Genomic DNA, 26,933 nt, shown 5'->3' on the forward strand with positions numbered 1-26,933 from the left:
TTTCTGCACTTCTTATTTTTCCCGTCGGGCATGCGCGCCGACGAAGGTTTCGACGGCTTTGAGCTCGGCGTCCAGGATGTCGAAGTGCTCCTCCCTGTTCATCAGGTCAGCAAGCCACGCCGGAAGCGCGGGGTCAATACCGCTCGCAGATTTTACCGCGGCCGGAAATTTCGCAGGATGGGCGGTGGCAAGCGTCACCATCGGGCTCGACGGCTTCTCGAACTTCTGCGCGACGAAGACCCCGACGGCGGTGTGCGGATCGAGCAGGTAGCCCGTCTCCGCCAACGTATCGCGAATGGTCGAGGCCACCTGCTTCTCGCTGGCGCGGCCGGCGCGGAATTCCTTGCGGATCGCTTTCAGCGCGCCCGGCTTGATCTCGAAACCACCGGATTGCTTGAGGCTTTCCATCGCCGCGCGGATAGCGCTGTCGTCGCGGTCATAGGCCTCGAACAGCAGGCGTTCGAAGTTGGACGAGATCTGGATGTCCATCGACGGCGAGGTGGTGGCCGAGACGCCGCGCATCTCGTAGCGGCCGGTCTTCAGCGTGCGGGCAAGAATGTCGTTCTCGTTGGTGGCGATCACCAGCCTGTCGATCGGAAGGCCCATCTTCTTGGCGACGTAGCCTGCGAAAATATCGCCGAAATTGCCGGTCGGCACGGTGAAGGAGACCTTGCGGTCCGGGCTGCCGAGCGAGATCGCGGCGGTGAAATAATAGACCACCTGCGCCATGATGCGCGCCCAGTTGATCGAGTTGACGCCGGAGATCTGCAGGCGATCGCGGAAGTCGATGTCGTTGAACATCGCCTTGACCAGGTTCTGGCAATCGTCAAAATTGCCTTTGATGGCGAGCGCGTGGACGTTCTCGGCCTTCGAGGTGGTCATCTGCCGCTGCTGGACGGGCGAAACCTTCTCATGCGGGAACAGAATGAACACGTCGGTGCGGGCCCGGCCGGCAAAGGCGTCGATCGCCGCCCCGCCGGTGTCGCCCGAGGTGGCGCCGACGATGGTCGCCCGTTCGCCGCGCTGGGCGAGCGCATGGTCCATCAGCCGCGCCAGCAGCTGCATGGCGACGTCCTTGAAGGCGAGCGTCGTGCCGTGGAACAGTTCCAGGATGAAGGAATTCGGCCCGGTCTGGATGAGCGGAGCGACCGCCGGATGGCGGAAGGTGGCGTAGGCCTCGTCGATCATGGCGCGGAACAGGTCGGCCTCGATCTCGCCGCCGGTGAAGCGGTAGAGCACCTCGAAGGCGATCTCCTGGTAGCTCTTGCCGCGCAGCGCCCGGATTTCCTTCTTCGTCATGTGCGGCCACTTGCGCGGCACGTAAAGGCCGCCGTCGCGGGCGAGCCCGGCGAGGAGAGCGTCACAGAAACCGAGGCTCTTTGCCTCTCCGCGGGTCGAGATGTAGTCCACGATGCTTGTCCTTGGTCTTGAAGAAGGAAGGCCTGTCTGGGGGTCGGAGGCTTACGCCATTCCGGGCGTGGTTACGGGTCTTTTCGTGCCGGCGATGGCGGACGGGATATTTGCACCCGGCAGCAGCGGATCGCCGCCGACGGGTTCGCCCGGTGGATGGATGGCCCGCAGCCGTTGAAAATTAAACCAAAACACCGGCGACCCAATCGATTTTTTACAGCGCCGCTGGTATAGACCATCGACAAGGGGCATGAAAAGGCCTCAATTCGAATGGCTTCTGGCTTCTCGAAGCCTGCATTGCGGAAGGTTGGAGTATCGTGTCTGTGAACGTATCGCGCGGGATCTTGGCCGCGTCCTTGTTGATGCTTCTTTCCGGCTGCAATGCCGGCAATCCGGGAGGCGTTCTCGGTTCGGCCGCCGACAAGCCGGCAGCGACGCCGGCCGTCAACGCGGCGGCAGCCGTTCAGGGCTTCTGCCCGCCGATCACCCTGCGCGACGGCACGGCCTACCATCGGGTCTACGCCAAGGGCGCGAAGGACGATCCGGCCAAGGTCGTCTACCAGGCCTCGCTGGCCGATACGACGCGTTCGTGCACACGCTCGGAAACCACGCTGACTATTACCGCCATGGTTCAGGGCAGGCTGGTGGCCGGCCCCGAGGGCAAGCCGGGGCAGTTCAATCTGCCGATCCGGGTTGCCGTGACGGAAGGCGAAAAAGTCGTCTTTTCCGAACTGACCCAGTTCCCGGTCACCATGACCGATGTCGCCCAGGCGACACAGTTCGTCTTCACCAAGGACGTGACCGTGCCCGCCGAGATCGGCGGTCTCACCAAGGTTCACATCGGTTTTGACGAAGGACCGACGAAGAAGAAGTAATCAGCAAGGGGAAGCGATCGCGGGCCGCCGCGTTTCATCCGGCGAACAGCGCCGTGAAACGCGCCTGTCTCCGTCGTCGCTGACACCCGAATGCCGGGGGGCAAGGGTGAAAATCGGCGTCATCAGGAATCCCGTCTCGGGCGGCCGTTCCGGCCGCGCGCAATGGCGGGGCATCAATATTGCATTGGCCACGCATTTCGGCGAGCGCGAGGTTCGCGAGACCGCGCGCAGCGGTGACGCCGCACGATTGGCGATCGAACTGGTCGAGGCGGGGTGCGACCTCATCATCGCCGTCGGTGGCGACGGCACGATCGGCGACGTGGTCGACGGCCTGATGCGATCGGCGAGGCCAGGCACGGCATTTTCCTTCATCCCCACCGGTACGGGATGTGATTTCGCTCGCAACTTCGCTCTGCCGCGCGATCCGGAGGCCATGGTCCGCCGGATCGCGGAGGCGTCGGTGCGCCGGATTGACGTCGCGCGCCTGACCGGTCCTTCCCTCGGCGGGCAAGAGGAGGCGCGGCACTTCGCCAATATCGCCAGCGTCGGCGTTTCAGGCCGCATCGTTCAGGCCGTCAACGGTCGCGGCCGGCGCGTGGCCAGCGGCTCGCTGCGTTTCTTTCTCTGCTCTGTGCGTGAGATCCTGCGCTACCGGCCCGAAACGGTGCGGGTGACTGTCGACGGGGAGGAAATATTCAAGGGGCCGGTGACGGTTGCGGCGGTCGCCAACGGCGCCTGGTTCGGCGGCGGCATGCATGTCGTGCCCTTCGCCGATCTGGCCGACGGCCTGCTCGACATCGGTATCCTGCGCGGCGCAAGCAGGATGGGGGTGCTCGGCATACTGGCGCGCCTCTACTCCGCCTCGCATGTCGGCCACCCGTTGATCAGTTTCCATCGCGGCCGGGTCATCGAGATCGAGCCGCTCGGCGATCGGCCTGTGTCGATCGAGGCGGATGGCGAGGCGCTGGCCTTCGACCGGCTGCGCGTCGGGGTCATGCCTTCGGCGCTCAGCCTGAAGATGTGAACGCAGGGCATCACGGGCGTCGCGGTGCCGCCATTCGTTTCAGAATACGCCGGTCCATTCCTCCATGGCGGCAATCACCGCCGGCAGGTCGACCATGCGCGAGATTACCGTCTCGGCGCCCGCATCCGTCAGCCTGTCGGCATGCGACGGATAGGTGTGCGAGGCGCCGGTAAAGCCGATCACCCGCATGCCGGCGGCGCGCGCCGCATGCACGCCGTGCACGCTGTCCTCGATGACCACGACCTTGTCCGGCGAAACGCCGAACTGGGCGGCGCCATGCAGGAAGATATCCGGCTTTGGCTTGACGCGGTCGGCGCCGAGATCCTTGGCCGAAAAGATGTGCGGCGCGAAGAAGTCCTTGAGGCCGACCTTGGTCAGCATCATGTCGAGCCGCTCGGCCGAGGAATTGGAGCAGATGCACCGCGGTCCCTTGATCCGGGCGAGCGCGAACTGCACGCCCTCGATGATCTTCACCTCGCGGGCCAGCCGCTGGTCGAGCAACTTCTCCGACTTGTCGAGCAGGCTTGCCGAAAGCGGAATGTCGACTTCCTGCTCGACCGCCAGCAGGATGTTCTTCCACGTCATGCCGGCGAAGCGTTCGCCCATTTCCTCGACCGAGATGGGATAGCCGGCCTCGGCGAGCAGCTTGGATTCGACCTTGGCCGCGATGATTTCGGAATCGACGAGCACGCCGTCGCAATCGAAGATGGTGAGGTCGAAACCGCTCATGGGGAGATCCGTCTTGTCGTCCTGGGAAGGCGCTTCCCCTACACGAGGCGGCGGCAAAGAACAATCGCCAAGTCGATGCTCAGGCGGCGGGCACGGCCATTCCCGAGGCGAGCGACAGCAAATGGGACCTGAGGCCTGTCAGGTCGCGTCGCGGGCCGGTGTCCGGCTGCAAGAGGTCGGCGAGCCAGACGCCGTCGGCCGCGAGCCGGACGATTTCGAGCATCGGTGCGCCGTCCGTTCCGCGATGGTCCGAAAGCCGGGCCTCCAGCCAGTCCGACCACAGCTGGCGGAGTGCCGGTTCGGCAATCAGCGAGACCGACAAGGCGGCCCAGGGGCTTCGCATGCCGAGTTCGTGATCGGCGAAGGCGGCGCGCACATAGGCGCGCGTGAAGCGGCCATAGGCTTCGTCATCCGCTGTCATATAGCCGTCGATCTCACGGCCGAGCTCCGCCAGTAGATCGGCAAAGACCGCCTCGACGAGGATCTGCTTGCTGGCGAAATGATGCAGCAGCCCCCCTTTGGTCACGCCCGCCGCCGCGGCGACGGCCTGGAGCGTGACGGCGGAAAGCCCGCCCTCGACCGCCAGCGTCGCTGCGCAGTCGAGCAGGGCGCGGCGCACCTGTTCCGGCTGTTTCTTGCGGCTGTAGGCATTGTCGCTCATCCGTGCGCGACCGCGCTGGAGAACGTGTTCATCACCACGACCCCGGCGACGATCATGCCGATGCCGATGAGGGCCGGCATGTCGAGCGTCTGCTTGAACAGGGTGACGCTGATGATCGCGGTGAGGATGATGCCGAGCCCACCCCACATGGCATAGGCAATCCCGAGCGGCATGCCCTTCAAGGCTTGCGACAGAAGGTAGAACGAGACGACATAGAGCCCGACCATGGCAGCCGTCGGCACCGGCCGGGTGAACTGCGCCGATTGCTGGAGAAAGGCGGTGCCGGCCACTTCGCAGACGATGGCACCGGCCAGCGAGCCGTAGGAGAGAAGTACGGGGTTCATCAGGGTCTCTTTCCTATACTGGCGACTGTCTAGAAAGATACCGTATGGTCGGTATCTTCGCAAGGGGCGTATCGGCCGAGGGCGCCCGACACTGTCGGCGCGGCGCTACGCCGGGACGGTGTCCGTGGTTTCTGCGGCAGTCGCCGGGATCGATCGGGCTGGTCCTGTCACGGCAGCGGGAACATCGCCGCAAACCGCCGCTCGCCCTCGGGCGAAAAGACGATCGCCCGGCTGCCCGGCGCGCGCCGCGCATGGCCACGGTCGAGGAAGTGGGCGAGCAGCGCCTTGCCAAGCGCGCCGGAGAGATGGATGCGCCTTTCGCTCCAGTCGAGGCAGGCGCGGCAGAGCGGCCGGCGTTGCGCCTTCAGGCCCGCAAGGTCGATGCCGTTGTCGCAGACCAGCGCCTCGCCGACGGGCGTCAGCTGCGGGTGCTCCTCCTCGCCGACGATGGCACCCAGGCTCCGCAGGCTATCGAGCATGCGCACGCCGTAATCGCCAGCGAGATGGTCGTAGCAGATCCTCGCTTTGCGCAGCGCCGGCTCCTTCGGCCCCGCCTTATGGCGCACATGGCCGCGCGCGGCGGCAAAGCCCATCAGGCCCTCGATCATGCGGCCCACCGCCGGGTCGGCCAGCGTGTAATAGCGGTGCCGGCCCTGCTTGCGCTGGGCCAGAAGTCCGCCGTCCTCGAGCTTGGCGAGGTGCGAGCTGGCCGTCGGCAGGCCGATACCGGCGGCGCCGGCAAGCTCGGTGGCGGTCAGCGCAAGTCCGTCCATCAGCGCCAGCAGCATGTTGGCGCGGGCGGGATCGCCGATCAGGGCGGCGAGGCGGGCAATGTCGGGTCCTTCACTCATGCTTCGATCGTAATCGAAGCATTGCCGTCGGGCAATATGCAAGGACGGGACATCGACAGGGCCACAGCATGAAAGGAAAACCCATGATCACCTGCGTCATCCGCTACGAGATCGACCCCTTCGCCAGGGATGCCTTCACCACCTATGCCCGCAACTGGGCCGAGGCGATCCCGCGCTGCGGCGCCGATCTGGTCGGCTATTTCGCCCCGCATGAAGGCTCCGCCACCACGGCCTACGGCATCTACCACGTCAAGGATCTCGCGGCCTACGAGGCCTATCGCGCCCGGCTCGCCGCCGACCCGCTCGGCAAGGCCAATTACGAATTCGCCCGCAATGCCCGCTTCATCCTCAAGGAGGACCGGCTCTTCCTCAAATGCGTATCCGGACTCCCTGCGCTCATGGTGCAGCCATGATCGCCGTCATCTTCGAGGTGACGCCCTATCTCGGCGAGCGGCACCGCTATCTCGACCTCGCCGGAGACTTGCAGGCGAAGCTCGAAACGATGGACGGTTTCATCTCCGTCGAGCGCTTCGAGAGCCTCACCGTTCGCGGCAAGCTCCTGTCGTTGTCCTTCTGGCGGGACGAGGCGGCGGTCGCCCGCTGGCGCGAGACGGAGGAGCACCGCCAGGCGCAAATGGCCGGCCGCGGCGGCGTCTTCGCCAACTATCGCCTGCGGGTTGCCCACGTGCTGAGGGATTACGGGCTTCAAGAGCGGGAGGAGGCGCCGGAGGATAGCCGGGCGGTTCATGGGTGAGGCTTTTGTCTCGTGCCGAACTTTTGCGGCAAAGGGCAGGGTTGTCGGTCTGACGCTACCCCCTCTGGCCTGCCGGCCATCTCCCCCACAAGGGGGGAGAAGACGTGCCGCCAAGGGAGGCGTTTGCGACGGCGTGCCAGTTTCCCCTTCACCCCGCCGGCGGTAAAGCCCCTCCCCCTTGTGGGGAGGGGTTGGGGAGGGGAAACCTCTGGCTCTGTGGGGGAAGGGGAGACCTGCTGGGAGAAGGAGAGGAATCTGTCAATGACGGGCCAGGAGGGGATCTGTCTCGTAGGATGGCAGCGACCGCGCCCCGAGCCGACTCGACCGGACCTGTCCCGCAACCCTCCGGCCCTTTTCGGCACAGGCGCCCCCCGGTCAGCGGAATTTCTCAACGCTCCTTCAGCCTTTGGTAACCAAGTTCGGTAACCATAGGCCTCTATTCCAGTGCTGCGTCAGCGTAAGAGTGAGTAACCGATGGCTTCCGTATTCCCGCTCGCCGATCTCCGCCGTTCCACTGACCCCTTCTCCTGGGTCAATTCGATCATCAAGGGCGACTGCGTCGCCGCACTCGAAGCGCTGCCCGACAAGTCCGTCGATGCGATCTTCGCCGATCCGCCGTACAATCTGCAACTCGGCGGTGCGCTGCACCGCCCGGACCAGAGCCTCGTCGATGCCTGCGACGACGAATGGGACCAGTTCGCCTCCTTCGAGGCCTATGACGCCTTCACCCGCGCCTGGCTGCTCGCCTGCCGCCGTGTGTTGAAGCCGACCGGCACCATCTGGGTGATCGGCTCCTACCACAACATCTTCCGCGTCGGCGCGACCCTGCAGGACCTCAATTTCTGGATCCTCAACGATATCGTCTGGCGCAAGACCAACCCGATGCCGAACTTCAAGGGCCGCCGTTTCCAGAACGCCCACGAGACGATGATCTGGGCCTCGCCGGATGCCAAGGCCAAGGGCTATACGTTCAATTACGATGCGCTGAAGGCGTCGAATGACGACGTCCAGATGCGCTCCGACTGGCTCTTCCCGATCTGCTCGGGTGGCGAGCGCCTGAAGGGCGACGACGGCAAGAAGGTCCATCCGACCCAGAAGCCGGAAGCGCTGCTCGCCCGCATCATCATGGCCTCCACCAAGCCGGGCGACATCGTGCTCGACCCGTTCTTCGGCTCCGGCACCACCGGTGCGGTGGCCAAGCGTCTCGGCCGCAACTTCGTCGGCATCGAGCGCGAGCAGGATTACATCGACGCGGCCTCGGCCCGCATCGCTTCGGTTACCCCGCTCGGCAAGACCGAACTGACCGTGCTGACCGGCAAGAAGGCCGAGCCGCGCGTCGCCTTCAACACCCTGGTCGAGAGCGGCATGGTCAAGCCCGGCCAGGTTCTCACCTGCGCCCGCCGCCGTCATTCGGCGGTGGTGCGCGCCGACGGCACGCTCGCTTCAGGCAGCGACGCCGGTTCCATTCACCGTCTGGGCGCCAAGGTGCAGGGCGTTGATGCGTGTAACGGATGGACCTTCTGGCACATCGATGACGGGCACACCCTGCGTCCGATCGATGAACTCCGGGCTGTCGTCCGCAGTGGGCTGGCAAAGCTGGACTGACGATCCGCCCAGCTTTGCCAGTCCGGAGTTTCCCCGGCCGGTCTTGTACCTCTAGTCCCGGCAGGAGAGCCTTGACGCCCGGTGCGAAAGCGCCGGGCGTCATTCGTTTCCAGGCACACCTGGTCCTAGACCTTGTAGTCGGTGACCTCGATCGAGACGATCTTGCCGTCGGCATTGAAGGTGATGGTCTCCTCGCCGAAGCGGATGAGCGGCTCGCCGGTCTCGGCATTCGTCGCCTTCAGCCGCCAGACCGCGCGGGCGGAAAGCGGCGAGACCGCCTCAATCAGTTCGTCGATCGCCTGCTGGTCGGGATAGGTTGTGAAATACTGCCGAAACGCCTTCAGGATCGCGTCGCGCCCCTGAAGGCCTCCGACCTTGACGGAGCCATAGACTGCCTCCTCTGCGTAGAAATCTTCGATGACGGCGAAGTCGAGATCGTTGACGGCGTCGAGATAACGCTTGGCGGCGGCGACGGGATCGAAGGTCATGGGGGCTCCAGGAGGCGCGCGGGGGGGGGCTGAAAGGCTGCAGGCGGATCGTTGCGGCCGGGCGCCACCTTCGCCCAGCCGACAGTTTCGGACAAGTCGGTCCGCCTAACCATGGCGGCGAAACATGGGGATGACGAAGACGTGACGGCATTGCTCGATCAGGCCAAGCGGCAGTTCAACGAGGGCGATCTCAAGTCGGCCCTGGCGACGCTGTATGCGCTGTTCGAGACCGAGCGCGGCGATGCCCAGCCGATGATCCTCGCCGCCACCATCCACGAGCGGCTGGGCGACCGGGGCATGGCCGCGACCTTCTATGCCGGCGCCATCGATCTCACCCCCAACCTCAAGCGCGAAGTCGCCTTCCGCGCCGCTTCCCACTATCTCGCCGTCGGCGACGGCGATGCAGCCCTTTCCGCCCTGCGGATGCTGGAAAGGCATCTGCCGGACGATCTTGATCTCGCCCATTCGATCTGCAGCCTTCATCGCGAGGCCGGCCGCTATTCCGACGCGCTGCCCTATGCCCGCACGCTGGCGGAGAAGGGCCAGAACTTCGGCAATTTCCTCAATGCCGGTATCGTGCTGTCGGGGCTCGGCCTCTATGAGGAGGCCTATCCCCCGCTGCTTCAGGCCTATGCGGCGAACCCGCAAGAACGGCTGGCACTGTCCGAGCTCTTCTGGTGCGCCGGAAACCTCTGCGATTTCCCGCTGGCCGACCGCTTGCAGGCCGAGCTTCAGGCAGCCTATGCCCGCGAGGGCGTGACCGCCGACATCCGCGAAAACGCCTTCCGCGCGCTCGTCTGGTCCGGCGACGAGGAATATCACGCCCGCTGCGCCCGCCGCACGGCGGAAGCCGTCTTTCCTCCGGTCGCACCGAAATGGTCGCGTGCCGAACGCACGCCCGGCCCGATCCGCATTGGCTATCTCTCGTCCGATTTCTGCGACCACGCGACAATGGCGCTGTTTGCCGGCGTACTGGAAGCCCATGATCGCGACAACTTCGCCGTCTACGGCATCTGCCACACGGCGGAAGACCAGCGCAAAGGCCCGGTGCGCGAGCGTTTCCTCGAGGCAATCGATTTCTATATCGACATTCTCGCCCTCGACGACGATGCCGCCACCGAACTGGTGCGCTCGCTCGAACTCGACATTCTCGTCGACCTGAAAGGTTTCACCCAGGGTAATCGGCTCGGCATCTTCTGCCGCCGTCCGGCACCGGTGCAGGTCACCTATCTCGGTTTCCCCGGTTCGGTCACGGGGGTGGGCATCGACTATGCCGTCACCGACCGCATCGTCACGCCCGACCGCTCGATCCCCTTCTACCAGGAAAAGCTGCTGCGTCTCGACGGCAGCTACCAGGCGAACGACCGCAGCCGCGAGGCGGTGGAGCGCGCCCCCGACCGCGCCGCGGCACGCCGGGCCCATGGCCTGCCGGTGGAGGGCGTCGTGTTCTGCTCCTTCAACCAGCCACAGAAGATCCGCGGCGACATGTTTGCCGCCTGGATGCAGGTGCTGGCCGCCGTCGAAGGTTCGGTATTGTGGCTGATGGAGCAGTCGCCGCTCACAAGGGCAAACCTGCAAAAGGCGGCGAAAGCGCATGGCATCGACCCGGCCCGCCTGGTCTTTGCGCCGAAAAAGCCGCTGGCCGAGCATCTGCGCCGCCTCGTCGAGGCCGACATCGCCCTCGATACCGCACCCTATAACGGCCACACCACGACCTCGGACGCGCTTTGGTGTGGTGTGCCGGTGGTGACCGTCAAGGGCACGAGCTTTGCCAGCCGCGTGTCGGAAAGCCTGCTTTCCGCCGTCGGCCAGCCGCAGCTCGTTTCCGGTGACCTTTCAGAATTCGTCCGCCTGGCGGTCGAACTGGCGCAGGACGGGGACCGCCATCTCCGCCTGCGCCAGGACTTGATCGCTGCGCGCATGACCGCGCCGCTGTTCGACACGGAACTCTTCACCCGCCGGCTCGAGGAGAAGTTCCTCGAGATTGCCGCGGGCTAACCCGTACTCCGACCTTAAACCTCGACGCCTAGATCCTTCAGGTCGGCCCGCAACTTGTCCGCTCCGAGGAACTGCACCGCCTGCCAGCCGGCGGCGCGGGCGCCTTCGACATTGACGGTGACATCGTCGATGAACAGGCTGGCCGCCGGGTCGAGACCGAAATCGGCCGCGTGGCGCTGGTAGATCGCTACATCAGGTTTCAGCAGGCCGATCTCGCCGGACACGGTCACGCCGCGCGGCAGGTCGAGGAACGGATACATCCGTCGCGCGTCCCGGAACGTGTCGGCGGCGAAATTGGTCAGCATGGTGACGTCGCGCCCGGCATCGATCAGGCCCTTCATGATCGCCACGCTGTCCTCATAGGCATACGGCACCATTTCGTGCCAGTTGAGCCGGAAGGCGCGGATCTGCTCTTCGCGCTCGGGATAGCGGGCAATCACCTCCGCCTCGGCCTCGGCCCATCCGCGCCCGCGGTCCTGCTCCAGGTTCCAGTCATGGGTGCAGACATTGTCGAAGAACCAGCGACGCTCCGCCTCGTCGGGAATGATGCGGGAATAGGGCAGGTTGGGGTCGTAATGGATCAGCACCTTGCCGATGTCGAAGACGATATGGCGGATGGGTTCTCGCATGTCTTATCCTTTGCTGGTCGGAAACGCGGTCGGAATAGCGGCGGCAATTGCTTTTTTCATGACAGTCGGCAGCGCCTCGCCGTCAAGATTTGTGACCGGCGCCCAGAAGCCGTGAACCGGGCCGGCCTCCGCGCGGGACACCAGAACGCGATAGACGCCGAGCCGGAGCTCGAAATGGGTGAATACATGGGTGACGGTGCCGCAGGCCTGCCAACCGGCGGCAAAGGGCGCCGCCTCGACCCCCGTCTCGCCGTCGACCCGCGACGTCCAGGCCGTCGTCGGCACCTCGGTCATGCCGCCGAGCAGGCCGCTGTCCGGCCGGCGCCTTAAGAGCAGGTGGCCGTCCGTATCCACAGCGACGAAGGCGGCGCCGAGCCGCACCGGCTTGTCCTTCTTCGCCGCCTTGACCGGAAACCGCTCCGGATCGTCGGTGGCCAGGGCGATGCAGACATCGTTGAACGGACAGAGCGCGCAGGCGGGCCGTTTGGGCGTGCAGATCGTCGCACCGAGATCCATCATCGCCTGGGCGAAATCGCCCGGCCGGTCCTGCGGCGTCATCGCCGCGACGCGTGTCTTCATCTGCGGCTTCGAGCCGGGCAGGGGGGCGTCGATGGCAAAGAGTCGCGAGATAACCCGCTCGACATTGCCGTCCATCACCGCCGCGGGACGGTTAAACGCGATCGCCGCGACGGCGGCTGCCGTATAATCACCGATGCCGGGAAGCGCCTTCAGCCCTTCCTCCGTGTCGGGGAAGCGTCCGCCATACACCGACGCCACCGCCTCGGCGCACTTCTTCAGGTTGCGGGCCCGGGCGTAATAGCCAAGCCCCGCCCAGGCGACCATCACGTCTTCGGAGGGAGCGGCCGCCAGATCGCCAACGGTCGGCCAAAGCCCAACGAACTTGGCGAAATAGGCCTTCACGGCGGCGACCGTGGTCTGCTGCAGCATCACTTCCGACAGCCAGATGTGATAGGGATCGGGCGTCACGCCACGCGCGGCCATGGCCGGCGATATGCGCCAGGGCAGGTCGCGGTGGTGGCGATCATACCAGGCGAGCAGGGGCGCGGCCGCGGGTTTCTTCTGGATTGTCACGCTGGTCATTTGCCGCTTGAAGGGAAAGTGCCCTATATCTGGCCAAATCACCCGGCCGTTCAAGGGGTGAGGCGAAAGGCGTCCACGGTATTCCATGCGTGCTCCCAGAAAAGGCGTGATCCAGATTTCCGAGGTGGCGAACGGCATCATCGATCCGGTGCTCGCCCGCCGCGCCGGCATCACCACGGCGCTGCTCGGCTCCTGGGACGAGATCGCCGGCGAGAATTTCGCCGATTGCACAAGGCCGGAAAAGATCGCCTGGCCGCGCCGCAGCGATTCCAGCGACGAAGGCGGCCACAGGCCCGGCGTGCTGACCATCGCCTGCGAAGGCGCCCGCGCGCTCTTTCTCTCCCATGCCCAGGGCGAACTGATCGCCCGCATCAACGGCTTCTTCGGCTATCCGGCGATCGGCCAGATCCGCATCGTCCAGAAGCCGGTCTCCACCGCGACGCCGAAGCGTCCGCGGCCGCGCAAGCTGGAGGGCGAAAAGGCGAAGAGGCTCGCCGGCATGATGGAAGGCATCACCGACGACAAGCTTCGCCTGGCGATCGAGCGGCTGGGTACGGGCGTCATGTCGGCGCGGCGCAAATAGCCGATACGCCGCGAACATGAAGAAGATTTAATGCGTTAGCCTCCTGAAGTCACGATTCTTTGATGCATCGGGCCGGTGCCCGCCTTGTTTGCTGCCGATTGCCGCGATAACGGTTGGCAACGTCAAAAACAGTCTTCAGGGTGCATCGATGCCGAAACTTGATCCGATCCTCACCAAGAGCCGCCTGCTCGGCGGCGCCGCCGTCATCGCCATGGCCGCCGTGCTCGCGTCCTGCAGCGACGACAGCGAAAAGAAGCCTGCCGACGCAGCGTCGAAGCCGGCCGAAACCAGCACGACGGCGCCTGCCGCTCCTGCCGCTCCGGCCGCACCCGCAGCCCCGGCCGAAACCGCAACGGCGCCTGCCGCAACTCCGGCTCCTTCACCGGCTGCCACCCCGGCTCCTGCCGCCGGCGAGACCGCCCAGGCTCCGGCCCCCGCAGCCGAACCGGCAGCACCCGCCGCCAAGGTCGAACCGCCGACCTCCGACCGCGACATCGACATGGCCGAGGCGCTGAAGCCCGGCCCGTTGAAGGAAATGGCGCTCGGCGATCCGAACGCTCCGGTCAAGATCATCGAATACATGTCGATGACCTGCTCGCACTGCGCCAACTTCCACACGAGGACCTTCGACGCGATCAAGGCCAAGTATGTCGACAGCGGCAAGGCCTATTTCATCGTCCGCGAATTCCCCTTCCCGGGCGACACCGCATCGCTCGCCGCCTTCATGCTGGCGCGCTGCACGCCGGAGGAACGCTACTTCCCCTTCGTCTCGATGTTCATGAAGCAGCAGATGACCTGGGCGGCCCCGGCCAACAACGATGTGCGCGGCGCCATGCTGCAATTGTCGAAACTCGGCGGTTTTACACAGGAGAGCTTCGACGCCTGCTTGACGAACCAGAAACTTGCCGCTGATGTGTCCGCAGTCCGGGATCGCGGGGCCAAGGATTTCGGCATTCAGTCGACGCCGACCTTCCTGATCAACGGCAAGAGCTATTCGGGGGACATGTCGGTTGATACCATGTCGGCGCTCATCGACAGCATGCTCTGATCGGCGCTCCGGCATCCTGGCGGGCGGCGGGGAAACCCGCGCGCCCGTTTTGCTGTCTGCAACAATGGTGAAGGCGAGCACTTGCCCCTCACCCCAACCCTCTCCCCGCAAGCGGGGCGAGGGGGCGCCGACGTCGCAGCAATCGTACTTCTCCCCGTCGGGACGGGGAGAAGGTGCCGGCAGGCGGATGAGGGGCTGCGACATCGACCTGCTGGTCCGTGTTCAATCGTCAAGCCTGGGACTACCCCCCTCTGCCCTGCCGGGCATCTCCCCCTCAAGGGGAGAGATCGGCCGCACGCGACCCGCTCGACCCAACCATCGTCTCCAGCCGTCCCCGATTCCTGCGGCAATTGCGGGTGCTAAAGCATCGTCTGCGTGCTCGCTAGACGGTATCAAGGCGCCGGCCACACGCCGATCTCCCCCCTTGAGGGGGAGATGCCCGGCAGGGCAGAGGGGGGCGATCTTGTGCGGCTTCGCTCTTTCCCTCTTCTCCCCGGCGGGGAGAAGTGCCGAACGAAGTGAGGCGATGAGGGGGCTTCGCGCACGACGCTCCCCCTCATCCGGCCCTGCGGGCCACCTTCTCCCCGCTGGGGAGAAGAGGGGGCTTTCGGCATGAAGTTCAACCGCCTGCGCCTGCTTGGCTTCAAGTCCTTCGTCGAACCGACCGAATTCATTATCGAACGGGGCCTGACCGGCGTCGTCGGGCCGAACGGCTGCGGCAAGTCGAACCTCGTCGAGGCGCTGCGTTGGGTGATGGGGGAGAACTCCTACAAGAACATGCGCGCATCCGGCATGGACGACGTGATCTTTTCCGGCTCCGGCAACCGGCCGGCTCGCAACACCGCCGAAGTCGGCCTCTATCTCGACAATTCCGACCGCACCGCGCCCGCCGCCTTCAACGATGCCGACGAGATCCAGGTGACGCGCCGCATCGAGCGCGGCGAGGGCTCGGTCTATCGCATCAACGGCAAGGAAGCGCGCGCCAAGGACGTGCAGCTCCTGTTCGCCGACGCCTCGACCGGCGCCCGCTCGCCGTCCATGGTCGGCCAGGGCCGCATTGGTGAGTTGATCCAGGCCAAGCCCCAGGCGCGCCGCCAGCTGCTCGAAGAGGCGGCCGGCATTTCCGGCCTGCATTCGCGCCGCCACGAGGCGGAATTGCGCCTGCGCGCCGCCGAGACCAATCTCGAGCGGCTGGAAGACATCACCGCCCAGCTCGAGGCGCAGATCGAAAGCCTGAAACGCCAGGCCCGCCAGGCCAACCGCTTCAAGATGCTCTCCGCCGACATCCGGGCGCACGAGGCCATGCTGTTGCACATCCGATGGAGCCAGGCCAAGCAGGCCGAGGGCGAGGCGGAAAGCGCGCTGAACCAGGCGACCTCGATCGTCGCGGAGAAGGCGCAAGGCCAGATGGAGGCGGCCAAGGCGCAAGGCATCGCCAGCCTCAAAATGCCGGAACTGCGCGAGGAGGAGGCCCGCTGCGCTGCCGCCCTGCAGCGCCTGCAGATCGCCCGCACCCAGCTTGACGAGGAGGCCGGCCGTCTGCTGCGCCGACGCGACGAACTCACCCGCCGGCTTGCCCAGCTCGGCGAGGACATTCGCCGCGAGGAACGCCTGGTCGCCGAGAATGCCGAAGTGCTGGAGCGGCTGACGGCGGAAGAGGTCGAACTCGAGGACATCCTCGCCGATTCCGGCCGCACCGGCGAAGAAGCCCGCATCACCTTCGAGGCGGCCGCGGCAACCCTGTCCGACAGCGAAAAACGCTTTGCCGCGCTCACCGCCGAGCGCGCCGAGGCCGCTGCCGGCCGCAACCAGCTGGAACGCCTGATCCGCGACCTCGCCGACCGCCGTCAGCGGCTGGAGCGTCAGGTGGCGGAGGCCAATGGCGAGCTCGAACAGATCGCGGCGCGCATCTCGGCGCTGCCAGATCCGGACGAAAAGCGCGAGATGGTCGAGGCCGCCGAGCAGGCGCTGGCCGACAGCGAGGGAGCAACCGCCGAGATCGAGGACCGCCTGGCCGAGGCCCGCCGGGCCGAAAGCCTGACCCGCGCCCCGCTCGAGGCCGCCCGCTCGAAACTCAATGCGCTGGAAACCGAGGCGCGCACCATTTCCCGCATGCTGGCCTCGGCCGTCTCGGGCGATTTCACCCCGGTGGCGGAAGAGCTGACGGTCACCCGCGGTTTCGAGACGGCGCTCGGTGCAGCGCTTGGCGACGACCTCGACAGCCCGCTTGATGCAGCCGCGCCAGCCCACTGGATGCTGAACGGTGACGGTGCCGGCGATCCGGCCCTGCCGGCGGGTATTGCCTCGCTGGTCGATCATGTGCGCGCGCCGCCGGCGCTGACGCGCCGCCTGCGCCAGATCGGCATCGTCGACGAGGGGACGGCCCTTCGCCTGATGCCGGAGCTTCGCCCCGGCCAGCGCCTCGTCACCCGTGAAGGCGCCGTCTATCGCTGGGACGGCCATGTGGCCGGCTCCGAAGCCCCGAGCGCGGCCGCTCTTCGCCTGGCCCAGAAGAACCGCCTGACCGAGATCGAGACGGAGGTCGAAGAGGCGCAATATGCGCTCACCGACGCCGAGGAGCGTCTCGCCGAAGCGCTCGATGCGATCCGCAGCGAGGAGTCTCGTCTGGCCGAGGCGCGCGACAGGCAGCGCCTGTCGATCCGCCACCTTGCCGAAGCGCGCGAGGCGCTGACCCAGGCCGAGCGCGCCTCGGGTGATCTGATCCGCCGCCGTGTCGTCATTGAGGAGGCGGTGAACGGCCTGAAGGCGCAGATCGAGGAAGCGCTCGAACAGGAGGAGAACGCCCGCATCGAGATCGAGGAGACGCCGGACCTGTCGGCCCTCGATGTCAGGCTGCGCGAGGCCGAGGCCGAGGTCGCGACCGACCGCGGACGGCTTGCCGAGGCGCGCGCCCGTTTCGAGGGCCTTGCCCGCGAGGACGAGAGCCGTCGGCGTCGCATCCTCGCCATTCGCCAGGAGCGCTCGACCTGGCAGGCGCGGGCGCGAAACGCCGAGGAGCATATCGCCACGCTGCGCGACCGCGTCGCCGAGGCGGAAGACGAGATGATCGGGCTGGAAATGGCGCCCGACGAGGTCGAGGAAAAGCGCCGAGCCCTGATGACCGAGCTGGAAAAGGCCGAGGCCGCACGCCGCGCCGCCGCCGACCGGCTGGTCGAAGCCGAGACGCGCCAGCGCGAGGCCGACCAGAAGGCCGCCGCAGCGCTCGCCGAGCTCGCCGAAAGCCGCGAGAAACGCGGCCGCGCCGAAGAACGCCTGGTCTCCGCCCGCGACTGGCGCAAGGAGGCCGAGACCCGCATTCACGAGGCCTTGGCCGTTCTACCGCACGAGGCCTTCCGGCTTACGGGGCTAAAGGATCCGTCTGAAATCCCCGACCTGCGCGAGGTCGAACGTGATCTCGACCGCCTGCGCATCGAGCGCGAGCGCCTCGGCGCCGTGAACCTCAGGGCCGACGAGGAACAGAAGGAGCTGTCGGAGCGGCTGGCGGCGCTCATCAAGGAGCGCGACGACATCATTGACGCGATCAAGAAGCTGCGCGGCGCGATCCAGAGCCTCAACCGGGAGGGCCGCGAGCGCCTGATCGCCGCCTTCGATGTGGTCAACGCCCAGTTCCAGCGACTTTTCACCCACCTCTTCAACGGCGGCACGGCCGAGCTGCAGCTGATCGAGAGCGACGACCCGCTCGAAGCCGGTCTTGAGATCCTCGCCCGCCCGCCGGGCAAGAAGCCGCAGACCATGACGCTGCTTTCCGGCGGCGAGCAGGCCTTGACGGCGATGGCGCTGATCTTTGCGGTCTTCCTCACCAACCCCGCGCCGATCTGCGTGCTGGACGAAGTGGACGCGCCGCTCGACGACCACAATGTCGAGCGCTACTGCAACCTGATGGACGAAATGGCCGCCTCGACCGAGACACGCTTCGTCATCATCACCCACAATCCGATCACCATGGCCCGCATGAACCGCCTTTTCGGCGTCACAATGGCCGAGCAGGGGGTCAGCCAACTGGTGTCGGTCGACCTGGAGACGGCCGAAGCGCTGCGAGAGCGCGACGCGGTCTAGATCGCCGGCATGGTCGGCGCTTGCCTTGAGAGCTGCGGCTTCACGCCGCCAGGGCCAGGCGGTCCCGGCCTTCGTGCTTGGCCTGGTAGAGCGCCTGGTCGGCGCGCGAATAGACGGCCTGCGGCGTGTCCCCGGCCTTGATCTCGGCGAGGCCCGCGGAGAAGGTGTAGGCGAAGTCCTGAGCGTCCGGCAGCGGCCGGCGTTCGTGGATCGCGGCAAAGATCCGATCGACGATCTTCTTTGCATGGAGGATCGAGGTGTCGGGCATGAGCAGCATGAACTCCTCGCCGCCGATGCGGCCAAAACCGTCCCGCAGTCGGATGCTGCCCTGAACCGTGCGGGCGAAGTCGACCAGCACCGTGTCGCCGGCCTGGTGGCCGAAGCGATCATTGATCTGCTTGAAGAGGTCGAGGTCGAACAGGCACAGGCAGCCCTGTCGCTTGGTCGACGGGTGTGTGCCGCCGAGCAGATTTTCCAGCAGCGCCCACATATGGCGGCGATTGGAAATGTCGGTGAGTTCGTCGGTCTCCGAGGCGCGGGTGGCCAGGTCGCGGAGTTGCCGCAGTTCGCGTTCGTCGCGCCGAAGTTCGGTGATGTCCGTGGCGATGAACAGCATCCAGCCGTCCGGCTGTACGGTCTCGACGATCCACAGCCAGCGCCCGTCGACGAGATCGCTTTCAAACGAGCGGCGCGGCACCTTGCCCCGGCGCGAGATGGCCGAGGCGAGCCAGGCATCGATGTCGGGATGGGCGATGATTGCGCCACGCCCCGCCTCCCAGTTGCGGCGCCACAGGTCCGACCACAGGGGCGTTTCGCCGGGTTGGACAAAGTAGGTCTTGCGGAAAGCGGCATTGGCGTAACGCAGCCGGTCTTGCGCGTCGTAGACGGCAATGAGGGCCGCCGATTCCTCGCGAAGCTCCGCCAGTTTGTCCGCAATCTGCACTGTATTCACCGGCTGTTGGTTCCCATCGTTCAGGCAATTTCGATGGTCATTATGGGCCGGAACTATGAACTATGAATAAATTAGGGAAATCGAAGGTTTCCGATTCCCACCTTCTGGCGCCGGCATGGGGCTCCTGAGGTCGGCCGCCGGCTGCGCCTTGTCAGACCGGCTTGACCGCCGAGATCGCGTAGCGGTGCTGCGTTGCCCGCTCCAGCCCCTTCAGCAGCGAGAAATTCTTGCGCTGCTGGCGGTGGATCGCCTTGAGGTCGAAATCGACACGGATGTCGGTGAAACCGGCTTCGGTCAGCAGGCGCGCGACTTCCTCGGCCCGCGCACCATTGGAAAAGTAGACGCGCGACAGGATGCTGCGATGGGTTTCGCCCAGCGCGCCGGGTCCGTGTCGCTTGTCGGGCGCCATCAGGCCGAGTTTCTGCGCAAGCGCGGAGAGGCGGGAGAACAGCCGTGACAGCGGGCCGGGATTGACGAAATCGCCGTCGACGATCAGCAGCTTGCCGCCGGGCTTCAGGATGCGGTGCCATTCGCGAAAGGCCGCGGCCGGATCGACCAGTGTCCAGACGAGGTGACGATTGGTTACCACGTCGGCGGAATTGTCCGGCTCCATCGTCACCTCCGCATCGCCGAGCAGAAACTCGATCGGGCGCTTGCGGGCCGCGGCCTTGCACCTTGCCCGCTCCAGCATGGGCTCGGCCCAGTCGATGCCGGTGACACGGAAGCCGATGTCGTCGAGCAGGTGGGAAATCACCGCCGTGCCGCAGGCAAGGTCGACCGCCCGCCGTCCTTCGCCGCGCCCCAGATGCCGGATGAACAGTGCCTGCCAGGCGGCGCGTTCCCCTTCGGAGAAAATCTCGTGACCCGGCTGTTCGTCGAAGGTCGCCGCGCGCTCCGACCAGTAGGCCTTGATCTCGTCCTTCAGGCTGAAATTGCTCGCCAGGTTCATTCTCTTGCTCCGATACACGCCGAGTTTGGAAGCGTTATAAAAGATAAATCTTGACTGTAAAGATCATGAAACATATTCCAGCACTAATTCAGGTGCTGGAGAGAAAAATATGAATATCTTCAATAAGGTGGCGTCAGCCGCCCTGGGTCTTGCCGTGCTTTTTTCCGGCAGTGCTTACGCCCGGGACAAGGTCAAGGTGACCGACATCACCGGCCGTGAGGTCGAGGTGGCGGTGCCGGTCGAGCATGTGATCCTCGGCGAAGGCCGGCAGATGTATTTCGTCGCCGCTCTCGACAGCGAAGAGCCGTTCAAGCGCGTGGTGGGATGGCGCGACGATTTCAAGAAGGCCGACCTCGACGGCTACAATGCCTATCTGGAAAAATTCCCGCAGATGGAAAAGCTGCCGACCTTCGGAGGCATGAAGGACGGCACCTTCGACATCGAGCAGGCCGTGGCGCTGAAGCCCGACGTCATCATCATGAACATCGACGCCAAGACCGCCACCGAGGAAGCCGGCTACATCGAAAAGCTCGGCAAGGTCGGCATTCCGCTGGTCTATGTCGACTTCCGTGAAAAGCCGATGCTCCACACCGAGCCGTCGATGCGCCTGATGGGCGAACTGTTCGGCAAGCAGGCCCGCGCCGAGGACTTCATCGCCTTCCGCGCCGCCGAGATCGCCAAGGTCACCGACGTGCTCGCCAAGGTCGCCGATCTCAAGCGCCCGAACGTCTTCATGGAACGCGCCGGCGGCTATTCCGACGATTGCTGCATGTCCTTCGGCAACGAGAACTTCGGCCAGATGGTCGCGCTTGCCGGCGGCACCAACATGGCCTCGGATTTCATCCCCGGCACCTTCGGCACGGTCAATCCCGAGCAGATCATCGCTTCCAATCCGGACCAGGTCATCATCACCGGCGCCAACTGGGAGCTTTATGTCCCCGGCGGTGCATGGGTCGGCGTCGGTCCGGGTGCGGATGCCGCCAAGAGCGCCGAAAAGCTCGCCAAGCTGATGGAGCGCCCGGCGTTTACCGGCATCAAGGCCGTTAAGGACGGCAATGTCCATGCGATCTGGCACCAGTTCTACAACAACCCCTACCAGTTCGTCGCCGTGCAGCAGATCGCCAAGTGGCTGCATCCGGACCTGTTCAAGGATCTCGATCCGGACCAGACCTTCCGCAGCCTGCATGAGCGCTTCCTGCCCGTCGATTATCGGCCCGGTTACTGGGTCTCGCTGAACGCCGGCAACTGACATGGCCGCTGTCGTCGAAACCGTCACGATCAGGGAGGGGCGCGGTCATTACCGCGCCCTGTCCTTCAGGCGCATCCTGCTGATCGCCTTCCTGTGCTGTCTGCTGTTCCTGTCGGTCGCCGCCGACATGGCGGTCGGGCCGGCCAACTACACCATTGCCGAAGTGCTGAAGGCGCTGTTTTCCAAGGACAGCGTCGATGTCCAGCGCCAGGTGGTGATCTGGGACATCCGCATGCCGATCGCGCTGATGGCGGTGACCGTCGGCGCCTCGCTGTCGCTCGCCGGCGCGCAGATGCAGACCATCCTCGCCAATCCGCTGGCGAGCCCGTTCACGCTCGGCATTTCCGCCGCCGCCAGCTTCGGCGCGGCGCTGGGCCTCGTCGCCGGCGTCTCGCTCGTGCCGATCGCCGTGCATCTCATGGTGCCGATCAATGCCTTCATCATGGCCATGCTGGCCGCGCTCTTCATCCATTTCGCCTCGACGCTGCGCGGTGTCACCGTCGAAACCATCGTGCTGCTCGGCATCGCGCTCGTCTTCACCTTCAACGCGGCCCTGTCGCTGCTGGAATATCTCGCCTCCGAACAGGCGCTCGCCGCCGTCGTCTTCTGGACCATGGGCAGCCTGACCAAGGCGACCTGGGTCAAGGTCGCGGTCACCGGCATCATGCTCGTCGTCGCAATCCCGCTCTTTGCCCGCAATGCCTGGCAGTTGACCGCGCTCAGAATGGGCGACGAGAAGGCGGCAAGCCTCGGCGTCAACGTCCGCCGGCTGCGGCTCACCACGCTGATGGTGGTCGCGCTGCTTGCCGCCATTCCCGTCTCCTTCGTCGGCACGATCGGTTTCATCGGCCTGGTCGGGCCGCACATCGCCCGCATGCTCGTCGGCGAGGACCAGCGCTTCTTCCTGCCTGCCTCGGTGGTCTGCGGCGCGCTGCTGCTCTCGGCCACCTCGGTGGTCAGCAAGTCGATCATCCCGGGCGCCATCCTGCCGATCGGGGTGATCACCGCGCTGGTCGGCGTACCGTTCTTCTTCGTCCTGATTTTCACCCAGCGGAGGCGCGCATGGTAGGCCTGGCAATGCAGGATCTCTCCGTCCGCTACGGACGCACCGAGATCGTCTCCGGCATCAGCGCCGAAATTCCCTCTCCCGGCGGGTTGACGGCCGTCATCGGTCCGAACGCCGCCGGCAAGTCGAGCTTCCTGAAACGCATAGCCGGGCTTGCCAAGGGCACGGGAACCGTCGTCGTGGTCGAGGGCGAAAAGGGCGATGCCGGCATTTCCTACATGCCGCAGGACACCGCCTGCAATGCGGTGCTCTCGGTCTACGAATCCGTGCTGATGGCGGCCAAGCAGGGCTCCGGCTGGCAGGTGGCCGACCACGAGCTGGCCGATATCGACCGGGTGCTGGCCTCGCTGAAGATCACCCCCTGGGCCTTCCGCAACCTCGGCGAACTCTCGGGCGGCCAGCGCCAGCTGGTGGCGATCGCCCAGGCGCTGATCCGCAAGCCGGAAATCCTGCTGATGGACGAGCCGACCTCGGCGCTGGACCTTTATCGCCAGATCGAGGTGCTGACCTATATGTCGGCGCTGGCAAAGCGCACCGGCATGGCGGTGGTCATCGCGCTTCATGATCTGAACCACGCGCTGCGCTACTGCGAGCGCACACTGGTGATCGCCGAGGGCAGGCTGGTCGCCAGCGGCCCCTCGGAAGAGGTGATCACCCGCGACATGCTGCGCGACATCTACCGCGTCGACGCCCGCGTCGAGCGTTGCTCGCTGAGCCGTCCGATGGTCATCGTCGACAGTTCGATCGTCTGACCGCGGCCCGTGCTCCCGCACGGCCCCTGTCGACTGCGCCCGACCACGATTTCGCCCTTGGCAATGGCTCTTCCCATCGCGCCGACATCGCGAAAGGATGGGGAGGGCGCCCTGGCGTCTGATTCGTCAAGGAGGACCGAGCGCGATGAGGACAGGAAGACAGCAGTGGGCATCGGCACCGGTTTTCCTGCTTGTGCTCCTTATGGCGCTCGCCGGCCCGCCCGTCGCGACCGCTGCCGAACCCTCCCTGTCGGGCAATTTCCTCCCCGCCGTCCTCGCCGGCTCCGAGCCGCATCGCCAGGCACTGGTCGGCCTGATCCGCGGCAAGCCCGGCCTGCCGGCCTGGGTGCGCAACATGGTGAGCCGTGACCGCTACGTGGCGCTCGCCTCGAAACGGGTGGAGATAGAGGGCAAGTCGATGCAGCTGTTTGCCGCCTGCCAACCGGGAAATTGCGCCGCCAGTGCGCTCCGCGTTCTCTATTCCCAGGACGGCAAGCGGGCGGTGCTGCGGATCGCTGACGTGAGGCTCGGAACCATCGTGCTCGGCGAGCCGAACCCGGCCGAACTCGACGTGCTTGCCGCGGACTGAGCGTCGATCGACCACGACCGGTGCCTTCTGCATTAACTCTCTGCCGCAATTATGATGCAATGCAACATAATCATGCGTGCTCGGCGTTTTCATTCCGTCACATATGCTGTAAACCGTCGACAAATGGCCTGTTCGGGTGGAGATGAGGCATGAGGAAATGGGTTTATACCTTCGGCAACGGAACGGCCGAGGGAAGTGCTGCCGACCGGGACCATCTGGGTGGCAAGGGCGCCAATCTCGCCGAAATGGCCAGCCTCGGCCTGCCGGTTCCCCCTGGCCTCACCATCATTACCGACGCCTGCGGCTTCTACTACAAGAACGGCCGCAGCCTGCCGGATGACCTGAAGGCCCAGGTGCTGGAAGGCATCAAGGGCATGGAGACCGTCACGGGTCGGGGCTTCGGCGATACCACGCTGCCGCTGCTCTTGTCTGTCCGCTCCGGCGCCCGCACCTCCATGCCCGGCATGATGGACACCGTGCTCAATCTCGGCCTCAACGACCAGACGGTGGAGGCGCTCGGTCGCAATGCCGGCGATGCCCGTTTCGCCTGGGACAGCTACCGCCGCTTCATCCAGATGTATGGCGACGTCGTCATGGGTATCGACCACGAGGCCTTCGAGGAAATCCTCGAGGACGAAAAGACCCGTTTCGGCCACGAACTCGACACCGACCTTTCCGCCGTCGAATGGCAGCATGTCACCGCTCTCTACAAGGAAGTGATCGAGGAATCGCTTGGGCAACCCTTCCCGCAGGACCCCCATGTCCAGCTCTGGGGCGCGATCGGCGCGGTGTTTGCCAGCTGGATGAATCCGCGCGCCGTCACCTATCGCCATCTCCACGCCATTCCCGCCGAATGGGGCACGGCCGTCACGGTCCAGGCCATGGTCTTCGGCAATCTCGGCTCGTCGTCCGCCACCGGCGTCGCCTTCACCCGCAATCCCTCGACCGGGGAGAAGGCCCTCTACGGAGAATTCCTGGTGAACGCCCAGGGCGAGGATGTCGTCGCCGGCATCCGCACGCCGCAGTCGATCACCGAGGCCGCCCGTATCGACAGTGGCTCCGACAAGCCGTCGCTGGAAAAGGTCATGCCCGAGGCATTCGCCGAATTCGGCCGCATCTGCGACCGGCTGGAAGGGCACTATCGCGACATGCAGGATCTCGAATTCACCATCGAGCGCGGCAAGCTGTGGATGCTCCAGGCCCGTTCCGGCAAGCGCACCACCAAGGCGGCGATGAAGATCGCCGTCGACATGGTGGCCGAAGGGCTGATCACCGAAGAGGAGGCCGTGCTGCGCATCGAGCCATCCTCGCTCGACCAGTTGCTGCATCCGACCATCGACCCCAAGGTCGAGCGCCATGTCATCGGCTCGGGCCTGCCGGCCTCGCCGGGGGCGGCCACCGGCGCCATCGTCTTTACCGCCGAAGAGGCGGTGATCGCCGAGGAGGAGGGCCGCAAGGTCATTCTCGTCCGGGTCGAGACGAGCCCGGAAGACATTCACGGCATGCATGCGGCCCAGGGCATCCTGACCACCCGCGGCGGCATGACCAGCCACGCCGCCGTCGTCGCGCGCGGCATGGGCATCCCTTGCGTCGCCGGTGCCGGCACCATGCGTGTCGACTTGCGAAACGAATTGCTGATCGGCGTCGGGATCACGCTGAGGAAGGGTGACGTCATCACTATCGACGGCTCGACCGGCCAGGTGCTGAAGGGCGAAGTGGCCATGCTCCAGCCGGAATTGTCCGGTGATTTCGCCCAATTGATGGAATGGGCCGACAAGGCGCGTCGCATGACGGTGCGCACCAATGCCGACACGCCGGTCGACGCGCGCGCCGCACGCTCCTTCGGCGCCGAGGGCATCGGCCTCTGCCGAACCGAGCACATGTTCTTCGAGGGTGATCGCATCCAGGTTATGCGCGAGATGATCCTCGCCGAGAACGAGGAAGGTCGCCGCGCCGCGCTCGGCAAGCTTCTGCCGATGCAGCGCTCCGATTTTACCGAACTCTTCTCCATCATGCACGGCCTGCCGGTGACCATCCGCCTGCTCGATCCGCCGCTGCACGAATTCCTGCCGAAGACCGAGGAAGAGATCGCCGAAGTGGCGAGCGCGATGGGCATGGACCCGCACTTGCTCAGCCAGCGGGTCGACGCGCTGCACGAGTTCAACCCCATGCTCGGCCATCGCGGCTGCCGCCTGGCCATTTCCTATCCGGAAATCGCCGAAATGCAGGCCCGCGCCATCTTCGAGGCCGCCGTCGTTGCCGCCCGCGAAACCGGCGCGGCCGTCGTTCCGGAAATCATGGTGCCGCTGGTCGGCCTGAAAGCCGAGCTCGACTATGTCAAGGCGCTGATCGACAAGGTGGCGAACGACGTCATGACCGAGGCGGGCCTTGAAATCTCCTATCTCGTCGGCACGATGATCGAGCTCCCGCGCGCGGCGCTGCGTGCCCATGTCATCGCCGAGGCCGCCGAATTCTTCTCCTTCGGCACCAACGACCTGACGCAGACCACCTTTGGCATCTCCCGCGACGATGCCTCGGCCTTCATCCCGACCTATCAGCGCAAGGGCATCATCGAGCACGATCCCTTCATCTCGCTCGATTTCGACGGCGTGGGCGAACTGATCCGTATCGCCGCCGAGCGCGGCCGCAAGACCCGGCCCGACATGAAGCTCGGCATTTGCGGCGAACACGGCGGCGACCCGGCCTCGATCCACTTCTGCGAAAGCGCCAATCTGGACTACGTGTCCTGCTCCCCTTTCCGCGTGCCGATCGCCAGGTTGTCGGCGGCACAGGCGGCGATCGGCAGTGCCGCGAAGGTTGATCCCTAACCGGGCACCGCCGGAACGTCGCGCTTCATGTCCGGCTCGTCGTGCATGAAGGTGATCTGCAAGGTGGCCATGCGCTCGGCCGCCGGATTTGCAGGGGCCGGGCCCGCCTCAGGCTCATCGACCGCAATGTCGCCTTCGCGCAGCGCGGCAATGAGGGCAGGGTAGGCGCCGGCGGTAAGCGTCAGGCGGATCGTGTTCATCAGGTTGGAATACATCTGCACGTCGTCGATCCAGCCGCCGAGCCGATTGACGGTGTCGAAGACGAAACTGGTGGCGTCCTTTCGCTCGCGCCGCGTGACGGCGTTCAACATCAAGATCCGCATCATGTCGGCCATTCCCGCACTTGCCTGTCTGCCGGCCTGTCTGCCGGC

The 26,933-nt window shown here is 65.6% G+C and carries 26 protein-coding genes; 14 read left to right on the plus strand and 12 right to left on the minus strand.

All coding sequences use genetic code 11. From position 1 onward, the window contains the following. Positions 1 to 12: 12 nt before the first annotated feature. Both thrC and RHIZ70P_RS22800 read right to left on the minus strand, forming a co-directional pair. Positions 13 to 1,410 (minus strand): threonine synthase, encoded by a 1,398-nt coding sequence (gene thrC / locus RHIZ70P_RS13845; RefSeq protein WP_115670958.1) that lies wholly within the window; start codon positions 1,408 to 1,410, stop codon positions 13 to 15. Between the two features lie 51 nt (positions 1,411 to 1,461). Beyond that, positions 1,462 to 1,662, minus strand: a complete 201-nt coding sequence (locus RHIZ70P_RS22800) for a hypothetical protein (protein ID WP_147293999.1) — start codon at positions 1,660 to 1,662, stop codon at positions 1,462 to 1,464. Between the two features lie 65 nt (positions 1,663 to 1,727). On the opposite strand from RHIZ70P_RS22800, the gene RHIZ70P_RS13850 reads away from it, so the two are divergent. After that, positions 1,728 to 2,285 carry a hypothetical protein gene (locus RHIZ70P_RS13850; protein WP_115670960.1) on the plus strand — a complete coding sequence of 186 codons (558 nt, stop codon included), beginning with the start codon at positions 1,728 to 1,730 and terminating at the stop codon, positions 2,283 to 2,285. A 106-nt stretch (positions 2,286 to 2,391) separates the two neighbouring features. Beyond that, on the plus strand, positions 2,392 to 3,309 hold the full coding sequence (locus RHIZ70P_RS13855; protein ID WP_115670962.1) for a diacylglycerol/lipid kinase family protein: 918 nt from the start codon (positions 2,392 to 2,394) through the stop codon (positions 3,307 to 3,309). A gap of 39 nt (positions 3,310 to 3,348) precedes the next feature. On the opposite strand, the gene RHIZ70P_RS13860 is transcribed toward RHIZ70P_RS13855, so the two are convergent. The 4 genes from RHIZ70P_RS13860 to RHIZ70P_RS13875 form a co-directional block, all read right to left on the minus strand. Beyond that, complete coding sequence (locus tag RHIZ70P_RS13860; protein WP_115670964.1) at positions 3,349 to 4,038, minus strand: HAD family hydrolase; 690 nt, start codon at positions 4,036 to 4,038, stop codon at positions 3,349 to 3,351. 79 nt (positions 4,039 to 4,117) lie between these two features. After that, positions 4,118 to 4,699, minus strand: a complete 582-nt coding sequence (locus RHIZ70P_RS13865; RefSeq protein ID WP_115670966.1) for a TetR/AcrR family transcriptional regulator — start codon at positions 4,697 to 4,699, stop codon at positions 4,118 to 4,120. Further along, a complete protein-coding gene (locus tag RHIZ70P_RS13870) occupies positions 4,696 to 5,043 on the minus strand; it encodes a DMT family transporter (RefSeq protein WP_115670968.1) in 348 nt (115 codons plus the stop codon). The genes RHIZ70P_RS13865 and RHIZ70P_RS13870 overlap by 4 nt, the downstream gene beginning before the upstream one ends. A 167-nt stretch (positions 5,044 to 5,210) precedes the next feature. After that, positions 5,211 to 5,894 carry an ArsR/SmtB family transcription factor gene (locus RHIZ70P_RS13875; RefSeq protein ID WP_115670970.1) on the minus strand — a complete coding sequence of 228 codons (684 nt, stop codon included), beginning with the start codon at positions 5,892 to 5,894 and terminating at the stop codon, positions 5,211 to 5,213. Positions 5,895 to 5,977: 83 nt separating this feature from the next. Here RHIZ70P_RS13875 and RHIZ70P_RS13880 point away from each other — a divergent pair, with 83 nt between their 5' ends. The 3 genes from RHIZ70P_RS13880 to RHIZ70P_RS13890 all read left to right on the plus strand — a co-directional run bounded on the left by RHIZ70P_RS13880 (position 5,978) and on the right by RHIZ70P_RS13890 (position 8,253). Then, entirely contained in the window at positions 5,978 to 6,307 is a 330-nt protein-coding gene (locus RHIZ70P_RS13880; protein WP_115670972.1) for an NIPSNAP family protein, read from the plus strand. Continuing rightward, positions 6,304 to 6,648, plus strand: coding sequence for an antibiotic biosynthesis monooxygenase family protein (locus RHIZ70P_RS13885; protein ID WP_115670975.1), 345 nt, complete (start codon positions 6,304 to 6,306; stop codon positions 6,646 to 6,648). The genes RHIZ70P_RS13880 and RHIZ70P_RS13885 overlap by 4 nt, the downstream gene beginning before the upstream one ends. A 474-nt stretch (positions 6,649 to 7,122) precedes the next feature. After that, positions 7,123 to 8,253 (plus strand): site-specific DNA-methyltransferase, encoded by a 1,131-nt coding sequence (locus tag RHIZ70P_RS13890; RefSeq protein ID WP_115670977.1) that lies wholly within the window; start codon positions 7,123 to 7,125, stop codon positions 8,251 to 8,253. Between the two features lie 125 nt (positions 8,254 to 8,378). Here the strand turns inward: RHIZ70P_RS13890 and RHIZ70P_RS13895 are convergent, their stop codons facing one another. Further along, entirely contained in the window at positions 8,379 to 8,741 is a 363-nt protein-coding gene (locus RHIZ70P_RS13895; RefSeq protein ID WP_115670979.1) for a nuclear transport factor 2 family protein, read from the minus strand. A gap of 51 nt (positions 8,742 to 8,792) precedes the next feature. Between RHIZ70P_RS13895 and RHIZ70P_RS13900 the strand changes: the two genes are divergently transcribed. Then, entirely contained in the window at positions 8,793 to 10,739 is a 1,947-nt protein-coding gene (locus RHIZ70P_RS13900; RefSeq protein WP_115670981.1) for a hypothetical protein, read from the plus strand. Between the two features lie 14 nt (positions 10,740 to 10,753). Here RHIZ70P_RS13900 and RHIZ70P_RS13905 read toward each other — a convergent pair whose 3' ends face one another. After that, the gene (locus tag RHIZ70P_RS13905; protein ID WP_115670983.1) at positions 10,754 to 11,368 is read right to left on the minus strand and encodes an HAD family hydrolase; all 615 of its coding nucleotides are present in this window, start codon (positions 11,366 to 11,368) and stop codon (positions 10,754 to 10,756) included. Between the two features lie 3 nt (positions 11,369 to 11,371). Next, positions 11,372 to 12,469 carry an A/G-specific adenine glycosylase gene (gene mutY / locus RHIZ70P_RS13910; RefSeq protein ID WP_115670985.1) on the minus strand — a complete coding sequence of 366 codons (1,098 nt, stop codon included), beginning with the start codon at positions 12,467 to 12,469 and terminating at the stop codon, positions 11,372 to 11,374. 85 nt (positions 12,470 to 12,554) lie between these two features. On the opposite strand from mutY, the gene RHIZ70P_RS13915 reads away from it, so the two are divergent. From RHIZ70P_RS13915 to RHIZ70P_RS13930, 3 genes are all read left to right on the plus strand, one after another. After that, positions 12,555 to 13,052, plus strand: a complete 498-nt coding sequence (locus RHIZ70P_RS13915) for a DUF721 domain-containing protein (RefSeq protein WP_115670987.1) — start codon at positions 12,555 to 12,557, stop codon at positions 13,050 to 13,052. 148 nt (positions 13,053 to 13,200) lie between these two features. Then, a complete protein-coding gene (locus RHIZ70P_RS13920) occupies positions 13,201 to 14,100 on the plus strand; it encodes a DsbA family protein (protein WP_115671208.1) in 900 nt (299 codons plus the stop codon). A gap of 612 nt (positions 14,101 to 14,712) precedes the next feature. Beyond that, positions 14,713 to 18,177 carry a chromosome segregation SMC family protein gene (locus RHIZ70P_RS13930; RefSeq protein WP_115670989.1) on the plus strand — a complete coding sequence of 1,155 codons (3,465 nt, stop codon included), beginning with the start codon at positions 14,713 to 14,715 and terminating at the stop codon, positions 18,175 to 18,177. Between the two features lie 40 nt (positions 18,178 to 18,217). Here the strand turns inward: RHIZ70P_RS13930 and RHIZ70P_RS13935 are convergent, their stop codons facing one another. After that, on the minus strand, positions 18,218 to 19,120 hold the full coding sequence (locus RHIZ70P_RS13935; protein ID WP_210209744.1) for a GGDEF domain-containing protein: 903 nt from the start codon (positions 19,118 to 19,120) through the stop codon (positions 18,218 to 18,220). 160 nt (positions 19,121 to 19,280) lie between these two features. Beyond that, positions 19,281 to 20,078: a class I SAM-dependent methyltransferase gene (locus tag RHIZ70P_RS13940; protein WP_115670992.1), complete on the minus strand. Its 798-nt coding sequence runs from the start codon at positions 20,076 to 20,078 to the stop codon at positions 19,281 to 19,283. A gap of 109 nt (positions 20,079 to 20,187) precedes the next feature. Between RHIZ70P_RS13940 and RHIZ70P_RS13945 the strand changes: the two genes are divergently transcribed. From RHIZ70P_RS13945 to ppdK, 5 genes are all read left to right on the plus strand, one after another. Next, positions 20,188 to 21,327, plus strand: coding sequence for an ABC transporter substrate-binding protein (locus RHIZ70P_RS13945; RefSeq protein ID WP_115670993.1), 1,140 nt, complete (start codon positions 20,188 to 20,190; stop codon positions 21,325 to 21,327). A gap of 1 nt (position 21,328) precedes the next feature. Further along, positions 21,329 to 22,396: a FecCD family ABC transporter permease gene (locus RHIZ70P_RS13950; protein WP_115670994.1), complete on the plus strand. Its 1,068-nt coding sequence runs from the start codon at positions 21,329 to 21,331 to the stop codon at positions 22,394 to 22,396. Then, complete coding sequence (locus tag RHIZ70P_RS13955; RefSeq protein WP_115670995.1) at positions 22,390 to 23,145, plus strand: ABC transporter ATP-binding protein; 756 nt, start codon at positions 22,390 to 22,392, stop codon at positions 23,143 to 23,145. Before RHIZ70P_RS13950 ends, RHIZ70P_RS13955 begins: the two co-directional genes overlap by 7 nt. 145 nt (positions 23,146 to 23,290) lie before the next feature. Continuing rightward, positions 23,291 to 23,734, plus strand: coding sequence for an Ivy family c-type lysozyme inhibitor (locus tag RHIZ70P_RS13960; RefSeq protein ID WP_235842233.1), 444 nt, complete (start codon positions 23,291 to 23,293; stop codon positions 23,732 to 23,734). Positions 23,735 to 23,883: 149 nt separating this feature from the next. Beyond that, complete coding sequence (gene ppdK / locus RHIZ70P_RS13965) at positions 23,884 to 26,562, plus strand: pyruvate, phosphate dikinase (RefSeq protein WP_115670996.1); 2,679 nt, start codon at positions 23,884 to 23,886, stop codon at positions 26,560 to 26,562. Here the strand turns inward: ppdK and RHIZ70P_RS13970 are convergent. Beyond that, the gene (locus tag RHIZ70P_RS13970) at positions 26,559 to 26,888 is read right to left on the minus strand and encodes a hypothetical protein (RefSeq protein WP_147294000.1); all 330 of its coding nucleotides are present in this window, start codon (positions 26,886 to 26,888) and stop codon (positions 26,559 to 26,561) included. The genes ppdK and RHIZ70P_RS13970 overlap by 4 nt on opposite strands. Between the last annotated feature and the right edge of the window lie 45 nt (positions 26,889 to 26,933).

The organism is Paenirhizobium selenitireducens ATCC BAA-1503 (assembly GCF_900492185.1).
GTDB lineage: Bacteria > Pseudomonadota > Alphaproteobacteria > Rhizobiales > Rhizobiaceae > Allorhizobium > Allorhizobium selenitireducens_A.